This is a genomic window from Mesorhizobium sp. C432A (assembly GCF_030323145.1).
Taxonomy (GTDB): domain Bacteria; phylum Pseudomonadota; class Alphaproteobacteria; order Rhizobiales; family Rhizobiaceae; genus Mesorhizobium.
In genome coordinates, this window is the sequence record NZ_CP100470.1 from 1,762,792 (window position 1) to 1,781,019 (window position 18,228).

Annotated in this window: 20 protein-coding genes; 7 read left to right on the forward strand and 13 right to left on the reverse strand. The window is 63.4% G+C overall.

Going from position 1 to position 18,228, the window contains the following annotated elements; genetic code table 11:
* Positions 1 to 115: 115 nt before the first annotated feature.
* Positions 116 to 256: a DUF1127 domain-containing protein gene (locus NLY33_RS08490; protein WP_023670143.1), complete on the forward strand. Its 141-nt coding sequence runs from the start codon at positions 116 to 118 to the stop codon at positions 254 to 256.
* 326 nt (positions 257 to 582) lie between these two features.
* Positions 583 to 1,275, forward strand: coding sequence for a DUF1013 domain-containing protein (locus NLY33_RS08495; RefSeq protein ID WP_023670142.1), 693 nt, complete (start codon positions 583 to 585; stop codon positions 1,273 to 1,275).
* Positions 1,276 to 1,338: 63 nt separating this feature from the next.
* Here NLY33_RS08495 and NLY33_RS08500 read toward each other — a convergent pair whose 3' ends face one another.
* The 3 genes from NLY33_RS08500 to NLY33_RS08510 all read right to left on the reverse strand — a co-directional run bounded on the left by NLY33_RS08500 (position 1,339) and on the right by NLY33_RS08510 (position 2,948).
* Complete coding sequence (locus NLY33_RS08500; protein ID WP_023683994.1) at positions 1,339 to 2,058, reverse strand: helix-turn-helix transcriptional regulator; 720 nt, start codon at positions 2,056 to 2,058, stop codon at positions 1,339 to 1,341.
* Positions 2,059 to 2,184: 126 nt separating this feature from the next.
* Complete coding sequence (locus tag NLY33_RS08505) at positions 2,185 to 2,595, reverse strand: hypothetical protein (protein ID WP_031196067.1); 411 nt, start codon at positions 2,593 to 2,595, stop codon at positions 2,185 to 2,187.
* Positions 2,596 to 2,777: 182 nt separating this feature from the next.
* On the reverse strand, positions 2,778 to 2,948 hold the full coding sequence (locus tag NLY33_RS08510) for a hypothetical protein (protein WP_023670139.1): 171 nt from the start codon (positions 2,946 to 2,948) through the stop codon (positions 2,778 to 2,780).
* A 204-nt stretch (positions 2,949 to 3,152) separates the two neighbouring features.
* On the opposite strand from NLY33_RS08510, the gene NLY33_RS08515 reads away from it, so the two are divergent.
* Positions 3,153 to 3,314: a hypothetical protein gene (locus tag NLY33_RS08515; RefSeq protein WP_023683991.1), complete on the forward strand. Its 162-nt coding sequence runs from the start codon at positions 3,153 to 3,155 to the stop codon at positions 3,312 to 3,314.
* Positions 3,315 to 3,323: 9 nt separating this feature from the next.
* Here the strand turns inward: NLY33_RS08515 and NLY33_RS08520 are convergent, their stop codons facing one another.
* The 8 genes from NLY33_RS08520 to tkt form a co-directional block, all read right to left on the reverse strand.
* Positions 3,324 to 3,548 (reverse strand): hypothetical protein, encoded by a 225-nt coding sequence (locus NLY33_RS08520; protein ID WP_155929767.1) that lies wholly within the window; start codon positions 3,546 to 3,548, stop codon positions 3,324 to 3,326.
* Between the two features lie 121 nt (positions 3,549 to 3,669).
* The gene (locus tag NLY33_RS08525; RefSeq protein WP_023706280.1) at positions 3,670 to 4,383 is read right to left on the reverse strand and encodes an SGNH/GDSL hydrolase family protein; all 714 of its coding nucleotides are present in this window, start codon (positions 4,381 to 4,383) and stop codon (positions 3,670 to 3,672) included.
* Between the two features lie 63 nt (positions 4,384 to 4,446).
* Positions 4,447 to 5,187, reverse strand: a complete 741-nt coding sequence (locus tag NLY33_RS08530; RefSeq protein WP_023706281.1) for a DUF899 domain-containing protein — start codon at positions 5,185 to 5,187, stop codon at positions 4,447 to 4,449.
* Between the two features lie 172 nt (positions 5,188 to 5,359).
* Positions 5,360 to 6,385 carry a class I fructose-bisphosphate aldolase gene (locus NLY33_RS08535; RefSeq protein ID WP_023708586.1) on the reverse strand — a complete coding sequence of 342 codons (1,026 nt, stop codon included), beginning with the start codon at positions 6,383 to 6,385 and terminating at the stop codon, positions 5,360 to 5,362.
* Positions 6,386 to 6,506: 121 nt separating this feature from the next.
* Entirely contained in the window at positions 6,507 to 7,709 is a 1,203-nt protein-coding gene (locus NLY33_RS08540; protein WP_023706283.1) for a phosphoglycerate kinase, read from the reverse strand.
* A gap of 145 nt (positions 7,710 to 7,854) precedes the next feature.
* Positions 7,855 to 9,741 (reverse strand): potassium/proton antiporter, encoded by a 1,887-nt coding sequence (locus NLY33_RS08545; protein ID WP_023683985.1) that lies wholly within the window; start codon positions 9,739 to 9,741, stop codon positions 7,855 to 7,857.
* A 205-nt stretch (positions 9,742 to 9,946) separates the two neighbouring features.
* Complete coding sequence (gene gap, locus NLY33_RS08550) at positions 9,947 to 10,957, reverse strand: type I glyceraldehyde-3-phosphate dehydrogenase (RefSeq protein WP_023696438.1); 1,011 nt, start codon at positions 10,955 to 10,957, stop codon at positions 9,947 to 9,949.
* A 155-nt stretch (positions 10,958 to 11,112) separates the two neighbouring features.
* Positions 11,113 to 13,104 carry a transketolase gene (gene tkt / locus NLY33_RS08555; protein WP_023706284.1) on the reverse strand — a complete coding sequence of 664 codons (1,992 nt, stop codon included), beginning with the start codon at positions 13,102 to 13,104 and terminating at the stop codon, positions 11,113 to 11,115.
* Between the two features lie 273 nt (positions 13,105 to 13,377).
* Here tkt and NLY33_RS08560 point away from each other — a divergent pair, with 273 nt between their 5' ends.
* The 4 genes from NLY33_RS08560 (at position 13,378) to NLY33_RS08575 (ending at position 15,896) form a co-directional block, all read left to right on the forward strand.
* Entirely contained in the window at positions 13,378 to 13,650 is a 273-nt protein-coding gene (locus NLY33_RS08560) for a DUF4164 domain-containing protein (protein ID WP_023670128.1), read from the forward strand.
* A gap of 12 nt (positions 13,651 to 13,662) precedes the next feature.
* The gene (locus NLY33_RS08565; RefSeq protein WP_023670127.1) at positions 13,663 to 14,028 is read left to right on the forward strand and encodes a cell division protein ZapA; all 366 of its coding nucleotides are present in this window, start codon (positions 13,663 to 13,665) and stop codon (positions 14,026 to 14,028) included.
* 190 nt (positions 14,029 to 14,218) lie between these two features.
* On the forward strand, positions 14,219 to 14,878 hold the full coding sequence (locus NLY33_RS08570; RefSeq protein ID WP_023670126.1) for a peroxiredoxin: 660 nt from the start codon (positions 14,219 to 14,221) through the stop codon (positions 14,876 to 14,878).
* 145 nt (positions 14,879 to 15,023) lie between these two features.
* On the forward strand, positions 15,024 to 15,896 hold the full coding sequence (locus NLY33_RS08575) for an MBL fold metallo-hydrolase (RefSeq protein WP_023706285.1): 873 nt from the start codon (positions 15,024 to 15,026) through the stop codon (positions 15,894 to 15,896).
* A 151-nt stretch (positions 15,897 to 16,047) separates the two neighbouring features.
* Here the strand turns inward: NLY33_RS08575 and rpoH are convergent, their stop codons facing one another.
* Positions 16,048 to 16,959, reverse strand: a complete 912-nt coding sequence (rpoH, locus tag NLY33_RS08580; protein ID WP_023670124.1) for an RNA polymerase sigma factor RpoH — start codon at positions 16,957 to 16,959, stop codon at positions 16,048 to 16,050.
* 188 nt (positions 16,960 to 17,147) lie between these two features.
* Positions 17,148 to 18,206: an RluA family pseudouridine synthase gene (locus NLY33_RS08585; protein WP_023706286.1), complete on the reverse strand. Its 1,059-nt coding sequence runs from the start codon at positions 18,204 to 18,206 to the stop codon at positions 17,148 to 17,150.
* Positions 18,207 to 18,228 lie beyond the last annotated feature (22 nt).

Consider the following 18,228-nt stretch of genomic DNA (forward strand, 5'->3'; position numbering starts at 1 on the left):
TGCTGCAATGCAGCATTTGCATTGCGGCTATGCAAAGACGTCTGTTCAATTCGTGGGCAGCACTGCCTATCTAAGCGTCATCGAAACGATTTGATCCAACAACTGGAGGACAACCATGAACCCGATCCGCGCTTTCCGTAACTGGCGTATGTACAACGAAACCGTGCGCGAGCTGAACAAGCTCAACGCCCGTCAGCTCAGCGACCTCGGCATCAGCCGCGGCGACATCGAGAGGATTGCCCGCAAGGCCATCTAATTCGAAGCATGGTCGGCCAGTGAGGCCTGACCACGCGGCAGAAGCAAGAGCCGCCGCAGACGGTATCCCGTCGCCGGTTCCGAGCCCGCTGGACCCTGTCCGGCGGGTTTTGTCGTTTTGGACCCCCTGTACAACTCGGCATCAATGGTCGCCGGAGCCGAGGTCCTCCTGGCCTCCCCCGCTGTCCGGTGTCCGACGGCTGCGCCCTGCGCCAAAAACATTGCGAAACGGCAGCGGAGCGGTTATACAGGCCGCGAATTTCCCATTTTGGTGGCTCTAAACCACCGCCCGCGCGGGAACGCGGGCGAACGAGAAGGATTTTTGAAATGGCCAATACGCTGCTGATGCCCAAGGCGACCGCCGTCTGGCTGGTCGACAACACCGCGCTGTCCTTCGAGCAGATCGCGCAGTTCTGCGGGTTGCATCCGCTCGAGGTCAAGGCGATCGCCGACGGCGAATCGGCGCAAGGCATCAAGGGCATGGACCCGATCATGACCGGACAGCTGACCCGCGACGAGATCGCGCGCGCCGAGAAGGATCCGAACCAGCGCCTGAAACTGTCCGACCCCAAGGTGCGGGTGCCGGAATCCAAGCGCAAGGGTCCCCGCTACACGCCGTTGTCGAAGCGCCAGGACCGGCCCAACGCCATCCTGTGGCTGGTCCGCAACCATCCGGAATTGAAGGACGCGCAGATTTCGCGCCTGGTCGGCACGACCAAGTCGACGATCGAACAGATCCGCGAGCGCAAGCACTGGAATTCGGCCAATCTGCAGCCGATGGACCCGGTGACGCTGGGTCTCGCTTCGCAGATCGACCTCGACATGGAAGTCAACCGCGCCTCGCGCGGCCGCGAGCAGGCGCAGCCTGTCGGCGACACGCTGCTGCCGGCTGCCGTGACCGAGCGCCTGGTGCCGGCGCCGGAGAAGCCGAAGGACGAGGATGCCGAACTCGACGCCAACGCCGTGTTCGCCAAGCTCTCGGCGCTCAAGTCCAAGAAGGAAGATGCGGACGACGAGTAAGGTTTGCGACAGTTCATCAAAAAAGCCCGCTTCGAGCGGGCTTTTTCATTGATTGTCGAAGTCTCAGCTGCGCGCCGCCCGGTCCGGCGTCATGCCATAGTCCTCCGAGCGTTCGACGGCGCGGTAGAAGTCGGCAAGCTGCTTGCCGCGCTCAGGCTTGAAGATGCGGCCGGCGATGACCACCGAGGCGATGCGGTCGATGCGGAAGGCGCGGAAATCGTCGCGCATCTCGCACCAGGCAACCAGCGTCCATACCTTGCCCCAGAACCACAGACCGAGCGGACGGATGTCACGCCCGGTGCCGCGGCCGGCCTCGTCGCGGTAGTCGATGGTCAGCACCTGTCGCTTCTCGACAGCGCGCTCGATCACGTCGATCGCCTCACGCGCGGCGTCGCTCACCACCCACATCGGCGTGTGGATCTCGGTGCGGGCGATGCGGTCCTTCTCGGCGTCGGGCAGGACGGCGCCGATCTTGACCAGCGCCTCGTCGGCCGCACGCGCCATGGCCGCGCCGCCAAAGGCCCGCACCATGCGGGCGCCGGCGACCAGCGCGACGATTTCGTCACGCGTGAACATCAGCGGCGGAAGGTCGAAACCTTCCCTCATCATGTAGCCGACGCCGGCCTCGCCGTCGATCGGCACTCCGGTCGACTGCAAATCGGCGATATCGCGGTAGATGGTCCGCTCGGAAACCTCGAGCCATGTGCCGAGCTTCTGGGCGGTGACCAGCCGGCCGCCACGCAGGTGCTGCACGATCTGAAAGAGCCTGTCGGCACGTCGCATCGTATGGTCCCTCGGCTGCTTTTCTATGAATGTCATGGTCCCGAAACCGGTTCCGGGTGACATCCATCTCCTGTTTTATGCTTGTCGTTCTCCCAAAAACCGCTGCGCACTTTTGGGCGACACGCATTATGGTTTAAGTCCTTCGCGCTTGCGCTGCACGGCGACGAATTCCGCGCCGAAGGACAATTTCTTCGTTGTCGGCGTGTTCACGTCGAGCACACGCCAGTACGGCGTGATATCGTTCAGCGTCATGCCGCGTTCGAGATCCTCATTGGCGGCTTCGGCGACGGTGCGCAGATGATAGCCGATGGTGACCGGACATGTCACTTGCGCCCCATGCTCGATGGCGAGCGCAGTGCGCAAGGCGCGTACATCCATCTCGACGCCGTTGGGGATCGTGCGGATGAAATCATCGACCTGACGGGGCGTCGGCACCAGCATCGGCTGGCCCTCGACGACGTCGCCCATTGTGCGTGGCGTCGGCTTCACGCCGTTGACGCCCGGCGTGTTCAGCCTGTCGTTCCAGCTTTTCACCATTCATGTCTCCTGACACGTTTATGGCATGGTGCTCCTGACAGCATTCTGTCAGGAGCCTTCAGCATTGTCCGTAGCAGGCGCCAAAAGTCTTTGCGCCAGCCCAAGGCGTCGCCGCCCGGGGGTCCATGTCAATGATCCGGGCGTTGCGGGGTCCGCATCCAAGCATTGTCATGTAAAACGCCTCAGATCTCGCGAATGCGGCTGTGACCCTCATACATATCCGGCCAGCCAATGTCCTTGCGGATGTCCGCCGGCAAGGAGTTCAGGAAGCGCTGGGTACGGACTTCATTGCGCATCGTGCGGATCTTGCCGACATAGTGCTGTACGCTGTTCAAAATACCAAAGCTGTTCATGACCATCTCCTCTTCTCTGATGGAGACACTATCGCATACCCCTCCTGACAGCAGTCTGTCAGGAGCATGTCAGCTCGTTGAAGAAAGCTGCGAGGTGCTTGGCGGTCGGTTCGGAAACGAGCCTTTTGTCAGGAATGGCCAAGTCGACCGAGACCATGCAAGAACCGCTTTGACAGCCTGTCGCGATGCTGCTCAAAGGCGGGCATGTCGAAACTCCTCGCGCTCGTCATCATCGGCATGATGGCCATTCAGCTGATCAAGCCGCTCGGCTGGCCGGGCCTGAAGCGGCGCGGCGATTTCTGGAAGCTGGCCCTGATCGCCATGGCGGCCATCGCGCTGGCGGGTGCGCTGGGGCACTGGGCATAGCCTTGAGGGTCAGGTCGGGTCCACCGTTCCCATGGCAATCATCCGGATGGCGTTGAGGCTGGGCACGAAGAAATAATCGCCACCGCGCGTCGTCATGAATTCCGGCAGGTTCGCAGCAATAAAAGGCGTGCCGTTGGCCGGGCCGGCCGGAATGACATGCTTGCTCGATTCGGCGCGGTTGCCGGTCAGCGTGCAGGTGTCGTTGCCGGTTTCGGAATCCAGGCCGTAGCTCATCCATTGCTGCTGGATTATATTCTGGCTCAGATCCATTGGAAGCAGGCTGCAATCAACAGTATTTGGAAATACTCGCGTCAGTTCTCTGAAGCCCACCAGTCCGAGCTTGTGCCCCCTCAGGTCAATCGGCGAGCACCCATCCGACCAGATGTTCGGCCCAGGCGCGGTAACCGGCTTCCGAGGCATGAAAGCCATCGGAGGCAAAGCCGGCCTCAGGGTTGGTGATCGGCAGCCGTGGCGCCGGCACGGCGCCGCGCTCGAAACAGAGGCGCTCGCCCATGCGGTTCATTGCGGTAGCGCGGATTTCGAGTATCTTGCCGAGCAGCGGCGGCATGGCCGGCGCACGGGTGAATTCCAGCACCGGCGACCAGACGACGCGGGCCTCCGGCCATTTGGCGCGCAGCGCGTAAAGCAGGCCGCCGAACTCTTTCTTGAAGCGCGGCACCGAGTGGAAATTCTTGGTGTCGTTGGTGCCGATGGCCAGCACTATATGCGTCCACCGATCGGCCGACAGATTGGGCAGCACATGGTCGCGGATCTGGCCCGACGTTGCCGAGTTGAACCCGGCGGCGCGCCAGCGCACGGCAAGGCCGGTTCGTTTTGCGACCAGCATTGCAAGCTGCGCGGCAAGCCCGTTCTCGGAATTGCCGATGCCGACGGAAGCGGCCGAGGAATCGCCCAGCACCAGCAGCGAGATGGCCGGCGCCTTGCCCGATATTTCGTGCATGACCGGCCCTTGTGCCGGCAGCATGCGGGTGGTGCGGCGGCGCACGCCGAGGCCCTGCCAGACATAAACGGGGTAGGCGAGCCAGGTAAGAAGGGCCGGGAAGCGCATGGCGATACCGTTTAGAGATCAGCGGCAGCCTTAGCGCAAGTTTCGCCTGAGGTGAACGAGCTTCTAGTCGCAGCAGTTCGGCTTGTCCGCCTGCTTGTCCTGATATTCGTCATGCAGCCGCACCCAGTCCATCAGGCTATGATAAGGGCCATTTTCGCCGCGGCCCTTCGGTGTCATGTCGAGATAGTCGTAAGTGCCGATCTGGGCCTCGCCGCCGCGGGCGCGCGACATAAAGGTAAGGAATATGTCGCCGTTCTCTTCCTTGTAGAAAACACTGGTGCCGGGAAGGTCCTTTGACGTGCGCGGACGCGTCTCGAAATTGTAGGTGGTGTCGCCGGCCGCGATCTGCTTGTCGGTGAAGGAGACCTGCATGTCGAAGTTGAAATCCGAGGCGTAGGACGACACCCAGTCGAATTTCCAGCCCATACGCTGCTTGTAAGGCAGCAGTTCCGCCAGCGGCGCGCGCGCAACCACCACCAGCGACACGTCGTGGTGCCTGAGATGCTGATCGGCGCCGTCTATATGGTCGGCAAGGAAGCAGCATCCTTCGCAGCGGTGGTTCGATCCTGGCGTCATCATGAAGTGGTAGACGATCAGTTGGCTGTTGGCGCCGAACAGTCCGGCCAGGTTCTTCGGACCCTGCTCGGTCTCGAAGACATAGTCCTTGCGGATTTTCATCCAGGGCAGTTCACGCCGCTCGGCGGCGATGCGCTCACGCAACCGTGTCAATTCCTTCTCGCGCGCCAGATGCGCCTTGTGCGCCTCAAACCAGTCTTCACGCGAAACCACCTTGCTGCGAGTCATGAAGTTCTCCCTGTCTGTTCACCCAAGGACGTTTGGGGTGGGCAGAAACCGACATCGCCGTCAGCTTTTGCCGAAAAGGAGATAAGGATGGACGAACTCCGTCCAAGCCGCGCTTTGCATAAACAAACCCGGGCGCATCGGCCCGGGTTGTATGACAACGGGAGGACTGCGCTCAGGCGGCCTGTTCGAGGCTCGCCGTCCATTGTCCCAGCGCCGCCAGATGGTTCATGTGGGCACGATGGGTGAAAGCGGCCTGGCCGGCGGCGACGTTCGATGCCTTGCCGCTCCAGGCCTTTTGCGGGGCGGCCTGCAAGGCGCGGCCATAGGAGAAGGTCAGCTTCCACGGATGCGGGCCGATGGCGTTGATGGCGTTGAGGTTGGCGGTAGCCTCCTCGTCCGACTGCCCGCCCGAAAGGAAGGCGATGCCCGGCACCGCTGCCGGTACGGTTTCGCGGAACAGTTTTATGGTCTTTTCCGCGACCTCTTCGGGGCTGCTCACCTTGCCCGACTTCCTGCCGGCCAGCACCATGTTCGGCTTCAGGATGGTGCCTCCCAGCAAAACGCGCGCCGCATGCAGCTCGTCATAGAGCTTGATCAGCGTTGCCTTCGAGATGTCGTAGCAGGTGTCGATGTCGTGCGCGCCGTCCATCAGCACTTCCGGCTCGACGATCGGCACGATGCCGGCCTCCTGGCACAGTGCGGCATAGCGGGCCAGCGCATGGGCGTTGGAGGCAATCGAATTGACCGAGGGCACGCCCTTGCCGGTGTCGATGTCGATCACCGCGCGCCATTTGGCGAAGCGGGCGCCGAGCTTGTAATAATCTGCGAGCCGCTCGCGCAAGCCGTCGAGGCCTTCGGTAACGGTATCGCCGGGAAAGCCGGCGAGCGGCTTGGCGCCGGCATCGACCTTGATGCCGGGGATGGCGCCCGCCGCCTTGATGATGTCGACCAGAGGCGTGCCGTCGGCAGCCTTCTGACGGATGGTCTCGTCGTAGAGAATGACGCCGGAGATGTACTTCGTCATCGCGTCCTTGGCGCGGAACATCATCTCGCGGTAGTCGCGGCGGCTGTCGGCGGTCGATTCGACGCCGATGACGTCGAAGCGCTTCTTGATGGTGCCGGAGCTCTCATCGGCGGCCAGCAGGCCCTTGCCGCCGGCCACCATTGCGGCGGCAATGTCTTCGAGACGTTCGCTCATTTTTGCTTCTCCTTGACGGTGTTGTTCCGCGCTTAAGGGAAGTCTACCGCCAAAGGAATGGCATCGGAAAGCTCGAATCGATTGAAAGTTTCCAGCGCCTCGTTTGACGCCCTCGTCCCGATCAGGCCTGCTTCTTCAGGACGTCGACGCCGGGCAGCGGCTTGCCTTCCATCCATTCCAGGAAAGCGCCACCGGCGGTCGAGACATAGGTGAAGTCGTCGGCGACGCCGGCATGGTTGAGGGCGGCCACCGTGTCGCCGCCACCGGCGACCGAGACCAGCTTGCCGGCCCTGGTGCGGGCCGCCGCGTGCCTGGCCGCCGCCACCGTGGCGTGGTCGAAAGGCTCGATCTCGAAGGCGCCGAGCGGGCCGTTCCAGACCAGCGTCGCGGCGCGGTCGATCCATTCACCGATCGTCTTCACGGTCTTTTCGCCGACATCGAGGATCATGCCGTCAGCCGGGACATCCGTAATGGCAACGGTCTCGCTGGCCGCACCCGCCTTGAATTCCTTGGCGACGACACCGTCGACAGGCAGGATGATGGCGCAGCCGGCTTCGGCGGCCTCGATCATGATCTGCTTGGCGGTCGCGGCAAGGTCATGCTCGCACAGCGACTTGCCGACAGCGGTGCCACGCGCGGCGAGAAAAGTGTTGGCCATGCCGCCGCCGATCACCAGCGCGTCGACCTTCTTCACCAGGTTCATCAACAAGTCGATCTTGGTCGACACCTTGGCGCCGCCGACAATGGCGACGACAGGGCGGACCGGATTCCCGAGCCCCTTCTCCAGCGCCTCGAGCTCGGCCTGCATGGTGCGGCCGGCATAGGACGGCAACAGCCGCGCCAGGCCTTCGGTCGAGGAGTGCGCCCGGTGGGCGGCGGAGAAGGCATCATTGACGAAGATATCGCCATTGGCGGCGAGCCGCTCTGTGAAATCAGGGTCGTTCTTCTCCTCGGTCTTGTGGAAGCGGGTGTTTTCCAGCAGCAGCACATCGCCCTTGTTCATGGCGGCGACCGCACTGCCCGCCGTGTCGCCGACGCAATCGCCGGCAAAGCCGACCGGGCGGCCAAGCACCTCCGCGGCAGCCTTGGCGATCGGCTCCAGCGAGAATTCGGGCGAGGGACCATCCTTCGGGCGGCCGAAATGCGCGAGCAGAATGACCTTGGCGCCCTTGCCGGACAGTTCGGCGATGGTCGGTGCGATGCGTTCGATTCGGGTGGCGTCGGTGACCTTGCCGTCGGCGACGGGAACGTTGAGGTCGACGCGCACCAGCACGCGCTTGCCGCTGATATTGCCGATATCGTCGAGTGTCTTGAAGGCGGCCATGCGGGTTCCTTTCCGTGGAAAATCGCCGGGACCATACCTCGCATCGATGACGATGCAAGGCTTGAGCCGGGGTGCGAGCTAAATTTTGAGATCAAGGCGAAGGCTGTCGTGATGATGCGGGACGTCAGCGTGAACCGATCGCTTGTCAGCCTTCTGTCGTTATCTTTTCCGCCGTCGGCTCAAGGGCCTTCTCATTGGCTGTCGCCTCTGCAGTCTGCGTCTCGGTCGGCTTGCGCCAGTTGCGGATGAAGGCGGAGACACGATCGCCGATCTCGCCGGCGCTCAGGAACACCGGAACCCGCGCCACCGGCGCGGTCGGCTCGAAGGAGAGGCCGAGACCGGTGATCTTGCCCTTGTCGTCGACGTCGCGGACGATCAATTCGATCGGGCCGATCAGCACCCGGTCGGCATATTCGGCATGGCCGCCGAGCCGCGCCGTCACCAGCGCGCCGACGGTGAGCTTCTGCTCGGCTTCGCTCAATCCCGGAGTGTATGCGGCCTCGAGCTCTGCGGCCGAGCGGGCGGGATCGACGGCAAAGGCGCCGAAGAAGTCGGCATCCTCGGGGTCGACTACGGCGCGGCTGGCAAACAGCTTGTCAAGCAGGCGCGGATAGCGGTCGGGCACGAAGATGTAGACCTGGTCGCCGGCCGCGAGCCGGCCCATGTCCTGGAAACGCATCGAGCGGCCGTCGCGCAGCACCAACGAGGGCCGTGCCCAGCGCGGGATACGCTCGCCGCGCGCCACCGGGCTGCCGGGCGCCACGCGGTAGGCGAGCAGTTCGTGATGGGCGGAGCCCGGCAGTTCGAGTTCGACCTTGTCGAGCGGCCCGAGCCTCGCCGGCACGATCAGGCCGAGCCGGCGCGCCAGCGGACCGACCGACCAGCCCTGCACCACCAGCGATACCAGCACGATGATGAAGGCGACGTTGAAGATGGTGCGGCCGTTCTCCAGTCCGCCGAGCAGCGGGGTGATGGCAAGCAGGATGGACACGGCGCCGCGCAGGCCGACCCAGGAGACGAAGGCGATCTCGGGACGCGGCAGGCGGAACGGGATAAGGCAGAGCCAGACGGCGACAGGGCGCGCGACAAACATCAGGAACAGGCCGAGCAGCACCGCCGGCACCATGATCGCCGGAAACTGCGAGGGTGTCGCGAACAGGCCGAGGATCAGGAACATGATGATCTGTGCCAGCCACGACATGCCGTCCTGGAAGCGCTTCAGGATGGTGACGGCGCGGATGTCGGAGTTGCCGGCAATGAGCCCGGCGAGATAGACCGCCAGGAAGCCCGAGCCGCCAATGGCGCCGGCGGCGGCGAACACCATCAGTGACAGGGTCAGCACGAAGATCGGCAGCAAGCCATGGTCAAGGTTGAGCCGGTCGACGAGGCGCACGATGCCGAGCCCGCCAAGCACGCCGACGACGGCGCCGAGCCCCATATTGAGCAGGAAGCCGAGGATCAGGTCGGTGACCAGCACATGGGTCTCGGGATTGGCGTGGGCGGCGATGATCTCGACCAGCGTGATAGTCAGGAAGATGGCGATCGGGTCGTTGGTGCCGGATTCGACTTCCAGTGTCGCGCGCACGCGTTCGCGCAGATTGATCTCGCCGGCGCGTAGCAGGAAGAAGACGGCCGCCGCATCGGTCGAGGCGACCGCGGCGCCGAGCAGGAAGGATTCCAGCCAGCTGAGGTCGAGCAGGTAATAGGCGGCGGCGCCGAACAGGCCAGTGGTCAGGATTACGCCGAAGGTCGCCAGCGACACCGCCGGTCCGGCCGCCTGGCGCAGCGCGTTGAGCGGCGTGCCGAAACCGGAATCGAACAGGATGACCGCCAGCGCCAGCGAGCCGGCAAAATATGCCACGCGCGCATTGTCGAATTCGATGCCGAGACCATCGACGCCGCTGGCGAGGCCGATGCAGAGGAAGAGCAGCAGCAAAGGGGCGCCGAAGCGGAAGGCGATCAGGCTCGAGAACGCTGCGGCGACGACTAGCGCTGTGCCGACCAGCGTGACGAGATAGATCGCATGCTCCATCCGTGATTTGCCCCTCGAATTCCTCTTTCTACCGATTCACGGGAGAGTGGGGCGAAGGCATGGCCGGTGCAAGGCGCAAGGATGGCTTTTTGCCTGATGCCGCTGATTTTCCGGCGTTTGGCGGCTTGGCGCGCCTTGCCCGCCGCCCTGACGAAAAACGCCCGGACAAGCCGGGCGTTCGAAGCTGCGAGACGATGCCTTCAGGTCAGGCGATGGTCTTGCCAAAGGCGACCGAGGTGTCGGCCATGCGGTTAGAGAAGCCCCACTCATTGTCGTACCAGGACAGCACCGAAACGAAGTTGCCGTCCATGACCTTGGTCTGGTCGAGCGCCAGGATCGACGAGCGCGGATCGTGGTTGAAGTCGATCGACACATTCGGGTGATGGGTGACGCCGAGAATGCCCTTCAACTTGCCGTTGGAGGCGGCGATCACCGCTTCGTTGATCTCCTGCACGGTGGTGGCGCGCTTGGCGATGAACTTGAAGTCGACAACCGAGACGTTGGGGGTCGGCACGCGGATCGAGATGCCGTCGAGCTTGCCCTTGAGGTCGGGCAGCACCAGGCCGATCGCCTTGGCCGCACCGGTCGAGGTCGGGATCTGCGACAGGGCAGCCGCGCGGCCGCGGTAGAGATCTTTGTGCATGGTGTCCAGCGTCGGCTGGTCGCCGGTGTAGGAGTGGATCGTCGTCATCATGCCCTTTTCGATGCCGACGGTCTCGTGCAGCACTGCGGCCAGCGGCGCCAGGCAGTTGGTGGTGCAGGACGCATTCGAGATGACGATGTGGTCCTTGGTCAGCTTGTCGTGGTTGATGCCGTAGACGACGGTGAGGTCAGCACCTTCGGCAGGCGCGGAGACCACGACGCGCTTGGCGCCGGCGGTCAAATGCGCGGCAGCCTTGTCGCGGGCGGTGAAGATGCCGGTGCATTCGAGCGCGATGTCGATGCCGAGTTCCTCCCACGGCAGTTGCGCCGGGTCCTTGATCGCGGTGACCTTGAAGGTCTCCTTGCCGACGGTGATCTGGTCGCCCAAGACCGACACTTCGTGCGGGAAGCGGCCGTGCACGCTGTCATAGCGCAGCAGATGCGCGTTGGTCTCAACCGGGCCGAGGTCGTTGACGGCGACCACGTCGATATCCTTGCGGCCGGATTCATGGATGGCGCGCAGGATGTTGCGGCCGATGCGGCCAAATCCGTTGATGGCAACTCTGACGGTCATTTTACTCTCCCTGGGAGCTGGAGGCGGCAGATGGGTCCGCAGCTTCATAGCGGCGGATGGCACAAGAATCCAGCCGCAGAAGGCCGAAGTTAAATCGATTAGGTTGGTTCAGCCCCGCGAATCCGCCTTGGAGGTGCGCGGGACTGACCCTGATCTTACTTGCCGTGCAGGCGGGCTTCCGCAGCCTTGGCCGCGGCTTCGGCGGTGATGCCGAAATGCGGGTAGAGCTGCTCGATGGTGCCGGAAGCGCCGAAGCCGGTCATGCCGATGAAGATGCCGTCGGAGCCGATCAGGTGATCCCAGCCCTGGCGGATGCCGGCCTCGATCGCCATCTTGATCGGCGCGTTGCCGATCGTCTCCTTGCGGTAGGCGTCGCTCTGCTGGTCGAACAGTTCGAAGCAAGGCACCGAGACGACGCGGGTCGGGTGCCCATGCTTTTCAAGCAAATCACGGGCGCCGAGCGCGATCTCGACCTCGGAGCCGGTGGCGAAGATCGTCACCGCCGCTTCGCCGCTCGCCGCGGCCAGTTCATAGGCGCCCTGGCTGCTGAGGTTCCTGGCCGAGTGCTCGGTGCGCACCGTCGGCAGGTTCTGACGGGTCAGCGCCAGGGTGGACGGGGTCTTTTCCGATTCAATGGCGATCTGCCAGCATTCGGCGGTTTCCACCGCGTCGGCCGGGCGGAAGACATTGTGGTTGGGGATGGCGCGGAGCGCCGCCAGGTGCTCGACCGGCTGGTGGGTCGGGCCGTCTTCGCCCAAACCGATCGAATCATGGGTCATGACGAAGATCGAGCGGATGCCCATCAGCGACGCCAGCCGCATCGACGGACGGGCATAGTCGGAGAAGCACATGAAGGTGCCACCATAGGCGATGAGGCCGCCATGCAGCGTCAGGCCGTTGAGGGCGGCCGCCATGCCATGCTCGCGGATGCCGTAGTGGACATAGCGCTGGCCGTAATCGTCCGGCGTGATGTTCTTGGTCTGGCTGGTCTTGGTGTTGTTGGAGCCGGTGAGGTCGGCAGAGCCGCCGATGGTTTCCGGCACCGCGCCATTGATGACTTCCAGCGCCATTTCCGACGATTTGCGGGTGGCGACCTTCGGCTTGTCGGCCGACAGCTTCTTCTTGTAGTCGGCAATGACGGCATCGAAATTCGACGGCAGCTTGCCGGCGAGGCGGCGCTCGAACTCGGCCTTCAACTCAGGCTGGGCCTTGGCCAGGCGGCCCTCCCAGTCGGTGCGCGGCTTGGCGCCGGCCTTGCCGGCGGTGCGCCAGGCGTCGAGGATGTCGGCCGGGATCTCGAAGGGCGGCGAGTCCCAGTTGAAGAATTTCCGCGCGCCTGCGATCTCGTCGGCGCCGAGCGGCGAACCGTGCGCCTTGTTGGTGCCGGCCTTGGTCGGGGCGCCGAAGCCGATGGTCGTCTTGCAGGCGATCATCGTCGGCTTGTCGGAATGGCGGGCGGCTTCGATGGCGTAGGCGATCGCCTCGGGGTCGGTGCCGTCAATGTGGCTGGCGTTCCAGCCGGAGGCCTGGAAGCGGGCGACCTGGTCGGTGTTGTCTGCAAGCGAAACCGGACCGTCGATCGAGATGTTGTTGTTGTCCCAGAAGACGATCAGCTTGTTGAGCTTGAGGTGGCCGGCCAGCGCGATGGCTTCCTGGGAAACACCTTCCATCAGGCAGCCGTCGCCGGCCAGCACATAGGTGTAGTGGTCGACGAGGTCGTTGCCGAAGGCGGCGTTCATGATGCGCTCGCCGAGCGCGAAGCCGACCGAATTGGCGAGACCCTGGCCGAGCGGGCCGGTCGTCGTCTCGATGCCGGTGGCATGGCCGTATTCGGGATGGCCGGCGGTCTTGGAACCCAGCTGGCGGAAATGCTTGATCTGGTCGAGGGTCATGTCCTCGTAACCGGTCAGATGCAGCAGCGAGTAGAGCAGCATCGAACCATGGCCGGCCGACAGGATGAAGCGGTCGCGGTCCGGCCAATGGGGGTTCTTCGGATCATATTTCAGGAAGCGGGTGAACAGCACTGTGGCGATGTCGGCGCAGCCCATGGGCAGGCCGGGATGGCCGGACTGGGACTTCTCGACGGCGTCCATGGAGAGAAAACGGATCGCATTGGCCATCCGGTCATGTTGTTCACGCGACGTCATGGTACCTCCGGGGTGGGGATTTGTGGGCTTGGCAGAGCCCAGGAAAGAGTGCGCGACACATAGCAGCCACGGGCTTTTAGTCAACAAATCGGCTGCACATTTGCCGGTCTTGTGATGGCTTTGAGACCTTATGGGGCGACCTACATTAGCGTTAGCGGGGGACAGTCGCGAGAGCTTTGTTGACGTTGCCTTCACCCGGTGCCTAATGTTTCCTTGTTAACGCGTTCTGAACGCGAAGCGATTCGGTGATGGGCAGGGCACAGGACGAAGGCCATGACCGGCGAAACCACACTCAAGGAAGTCATCCACAGGCTGGGCAAGGCCATCGAGGGGCTGGAAAACGCCGTCGCGGCCAAGCTCGAGCACGAGCGCGACTATTCCGAAGCCGAGGCTGAGGTGCAGCGCATGAACGCCGACCGTTCACGGCTGGCGCAGGAACTCGACAATTCCGAAGCCCGCGCCGAACGGCTGGAAGATGCCAACAAGGAAGTGTCGCGCCGCTTGGTGACCGCCATGGAAACCATCCGCGCGGTGCTGGACAGGTAGGAGCTGCAGGCCATGGCACAGGTCACGGTTTCCATCGACGGCAAGCAGTATCGCATGGCTTGCGACGAGGGTCAGGAAGAGCACCTGATCGACCTCGCCGAGCGGTTCGACCGTTATGTCTCGCATCTGAAGGATTCGTTCGGCGAGATCGGCGACCAGCGGCTGACGGTGATGGCCGGCATCATGGTGATGGACGAGCTTTCGGAGCTGCAGAAGCGGGTCAAGGGCATGGAGACCGAAGTGCAGACGCTGCGCAAGACGCGCGACGAAGCGCTGACCAAGGCCGACAAGAACGACACCGTGCTGACCAGCGCGCTCGGCGCGCTCGCCCAGCGCATGGAAGACCTGGCCACGTCGCTGGCGGTCAACAAGGCCTGAGCCTTTCCCGCACAAACGAAAGATTGTCGGCCCAACGTCGGTCCGTAGAACGAAAGTGCTCGTTCCGTCGCCAATAATAGTTTCCTATTGTCCTGCAGCCGCGATTTTTGCGCTAAGATGCGGGAATGCCGGAGCGTTGACGCCGTCCACGGCCGCTCCTGACGAAATCTGTTGCTGGGGAAATAATGCCATGAGCCTTCGTATCAACGACATCGCGCCTGACTTCACCGCCGAGACCACGCAAGGGCCGATCAAGTTTCATGACTGGATCGGCGACGGCTGGGCGATCCTGTTCAGCCATCCGAAGAATTTCACCCCGGTCTGCACCACCGAGCTGGGCACGATGGCGGGGCTCGAAGGCGAGTTCAAGAAGCGCAACGTCAAGGTCATCGGCATTTCCGTCGATCCCGTTGCGAGCCACGACAAGTGGCAGGCCGACATCAAGACGGCGACCGGCCAGACGGTGAACTACCCGCTGATTGGCGACAAGGACCTCAAGGTGGCCAAGCTTTATGACATGCTGCCGGCGGGCGCCGGCGAGACGTCGGAAGGCCGCACGCCGGCCGACAACGCCACGGTGCGCTCGGTCTATGTCATCGGGCCGGACAAGAAGATCAAGCTGGTGCTGACTTACCCAATGACGACGGGCCGCAACTTCGACGAGATCCTGCGCGCGGTCGATTCCATGCAGCTGACGGCCAAGCACCAGGTGGCGACGCCGGCCAACTGGAAGCAGGGCGAGGATGTGATCATCACCGCCGCGGTTTCGAACGAAGATGCGGTCAAGCGTTTTGGCGCTTTCGAGACGATCCTGCCCTATCTCAGGAAGACCAAGCAGCCGTCAGCCTAGGTTTTCTCCGTCGGAGCTATTTGGGGCTTCAGTCCTATTTGTGGCAAGGCGTGCTTGACCGGCGCGCTTTGCCAGATGACCATGCTCTTGTTCAACCCGACGGAGAAAACGGTTCCTGTCGGGCAAGGGGCAGGGGGGCCGGACATTGGACATCGCTTCGGCCAAACCTGAGGTCGCCGGCTTCTACGACAAGCCGACCGGCGCCATCCAGTATGTCGTCACCGACCCGGTGACGAGACGCTGCGCCGTCATCGACCCGATCCTCGATTTTGACGAAAAATCCGGCGCGACGGCGACGAAGAATGCCGACGCCTTGCTGGATTTCGTCCGGGCAAACGGGCTGGAGCTCGAGTGGATCCTGGACACCCATCCGCATGCCGATCATTTCTCGGCGGCGCACTATCTCAAGGAAAGGACCGGCGCGCCGACGGCGATCGGCGACAGGATCGTCGAAGTCCAGGCGCTGTGGAAGGCGATCTACAACTGGCCGGATTTCCCCGCCGACGGCTCGCAGTGGGACCGGCTGTTTGGGGAAGGCGAAACGTTCATGATCGGCAACCTTCCGGTCAAGGTGCTGTTCTCGCCCGGCCACACGCTGGCCTCGATCACCTATGTCATTGGCGACGCAGCCTTCGTCCACGACACGCTGTTCATGCCCGACAGCGGCTCGGCAAGGACGGACTTTCCCGGCGGCAGTGCCGCGCGGCTGTGGCATTCGATCCAGGGCATTCTGGCGCTGCCGGACGAAGCGCGGGTGTTTGTCGGCCACGACTATCAGGCCGGCGGCCGCGAGCCGTGCTGGGAGAGCACGGTCGCCGAGCAGAGGGCAAAGAATATCCACCTCGTTGCGGCGCGCAGCGAAGCCGAGTTCGTCGACTTGCGCGAAGCGCGCGACAAGACACTGCCGATGCCGCGGCTGATCCTGCATGCGCTGCAGGTCAACATGAATGGTGGACGGCTGCCGGAACCGGAGGCCAATGGGAGGCGGTATCTGAAGTTTCCGCTTGATGGGCTTTGAGAGGGCAGTTGGCGAAGCTGCCGATCTCCCCCGCAAGGGGGGAGATTGGATGTCAAGAATGCTTTCGCCAATCGCCAGCGTAAGCGTAAGACATAAAAAAGGCGGCGCCGGTTTCCCGACGCCGCCTTCTGTTCCTTAGCCGAACCCAGCTTTACGCCGCGGGCTGCGCCTCGATCGTGCGCAGGGCCTGCATCTGGCGCTTGGCGGCGGCCTTGACCGCGTCCTGCACCTTTTCGAAGGCGCGCACCTCGATCTGGCGCACGCGCTCGCGGCTGATGTCGAACTCGGACGACAGTTCTTCCAGCGTCAGCGGCTCCTCGGCGAGGCGGCGGGCCTCGAAGATGCGCCGCTCACGATCATTGAGCACGGCCAGAGCGCCCGACAGCATGCCGCGGCGGTTTTCCAGCTCGTCCTGCTCGATCAGCATGTCTTCCTGGCTTTCGTGGTCATCGACCAGCCAGTCCTGCCATTCGCCGGATTCACCTTCGCTGGCGCGGATCGGCGCGTTCAGCGACGCGTCGCCGGACAGGCGGCGGTTCATCGACACGACTTCAGCTTCCGACACGTTCAGCCGGGTGGCGATCTCGGTGATCTGGTCGGGCTTGAGGTCGCCATCGTCCAGCGCCTGGATCTTGCCCTTCACCTTGCGCAGGTTGAAGAACAGGCGCTTCTGATTGGCGGTCGTGCCCATCTTGACCAGGCTCCACGAGCGCAGGATGTACTCCTGGATCGAGGCCTTGATCCACCACATGGCGTAGGTCGCGAGGCGGAAGCCACGCTCGGGTTCGAATTTCTTGACGGCCTGCATCAGGCCGACATTGCCTTCCGAGATCACTTCGCCGATCGGCAGGCCGTAGCCGCGATAGCCCATGGCGATCTTGGCGACGAGCCGAAGATGGCTGGTGACGAGCTTGTGCGCAGCGGAAGTGTCTTCATGCTCGGCGTAGCGCTTGGCGAGCATGTACTCTTCCTGCGGCTGAAGCATGGGAAAGCGGCGGATTTCTTCCAGGTAGCGGCTGAGGCCGCCTTCGCCGGAAACAATACTGGGTAGTGACTGGGCCATGATTGCGCCCCCTCTCTATTGGAGTGATGCCCCCGAAACGCGGCGGGCATGTGACGCGAGCACCAAAAGGCTCGCCCGCGGCAACTGATTTATATAGGAACAAAACCAGAAAAGACAGGCATTTGTTCAACACGAAACAGTGTGTCACGCTGAAGTGAACAATGCCGCTCAGGTTTTAGCTGGCTGGTTCAGAGCTTGCGGAAGCCGCCGACGAGTTCCTCCATGTCCCCCGGTATCGGCGCCTCGAACCTCATCGATAAATGGGTAGCCGGGTGCCGAAATGCAAGGAGCCAGGCATGCAAAGCTTGCCTGGAAAATGCCTTGACCTGGGTTTTCAGCGGCTCGGGCAGCCGGTTGGCCTTGGTGCGGAAGGCCTGGCCGTAATCCGGGTCGCCGATGACGGGGTGGCCGATATGAGCCATGTGGACGCGGATCTGGTGGGTGCGGCCGGTTTCCAGCCGGCATTCGACCAGGCTGGCGGCGGCGAACGGCTGCTGGTTTTCGCCGAAACGCTCCTTGACGGTGAAATGGGTCACGGCGTGGCGGGCGTCGTCACGGCCTTCCGACACGACGGCGCGGCGCACGCGGTCGGCGGCACGGCCAAGCGGCGCGTCGACCGTTCCGGTCGGCCGCGACGGGATTCCCCAGACCAGCGCCAGATAAGCACGTTCGAGGTCGCCGGTGCGGCCGTGGTCGGCAAAGGCCTCCGACAGCGCCTTGTGGGCGCGGTCGGTCTTGGCCACCACCATGACGCCGCTGGTTTCCTTGTCCAGCCGATGGACGATGCCCGGCCGCCTGACGCCGCCAATGCCTGAAAGACTGTCGCCGCAGTGGTGGATCAGGGCATTGACCAACGTGCCGGTCCAGTTGCCGGCGCCGGGATGGACGACGAGGCCGGCCGGCTTGTTGATGACGATCAGCTCGTCGTCCTCATAAAGCACGTCGAGCACGATGGCCTCGCCTTGCGGTTCGGCCGGTTCCGGCTCGGGCATGACGACCGATACGCGCTCGCCGGCACTCATCTTGCGCTTGGTCTCGTCGACCGGCTTGCCGTCGATCGAAACGGCACCTTGCCGGATCAGCATCTGCACCCGGCTGCGCGACATGTCGGGACCAAGGGCGCTCGCCAGCCACTGGTCGAGGCGCTGGCCGGCCGCTTCCGCGCCGGCTTCGAGCACGGTTGGCGCCGCCTCTATGAATTGTCCAGCCTCTATCAATTCAGGGGTCTCTTCGCTATGAGCGCTCATCGAAAAAAGTTCCGGAAGTTCT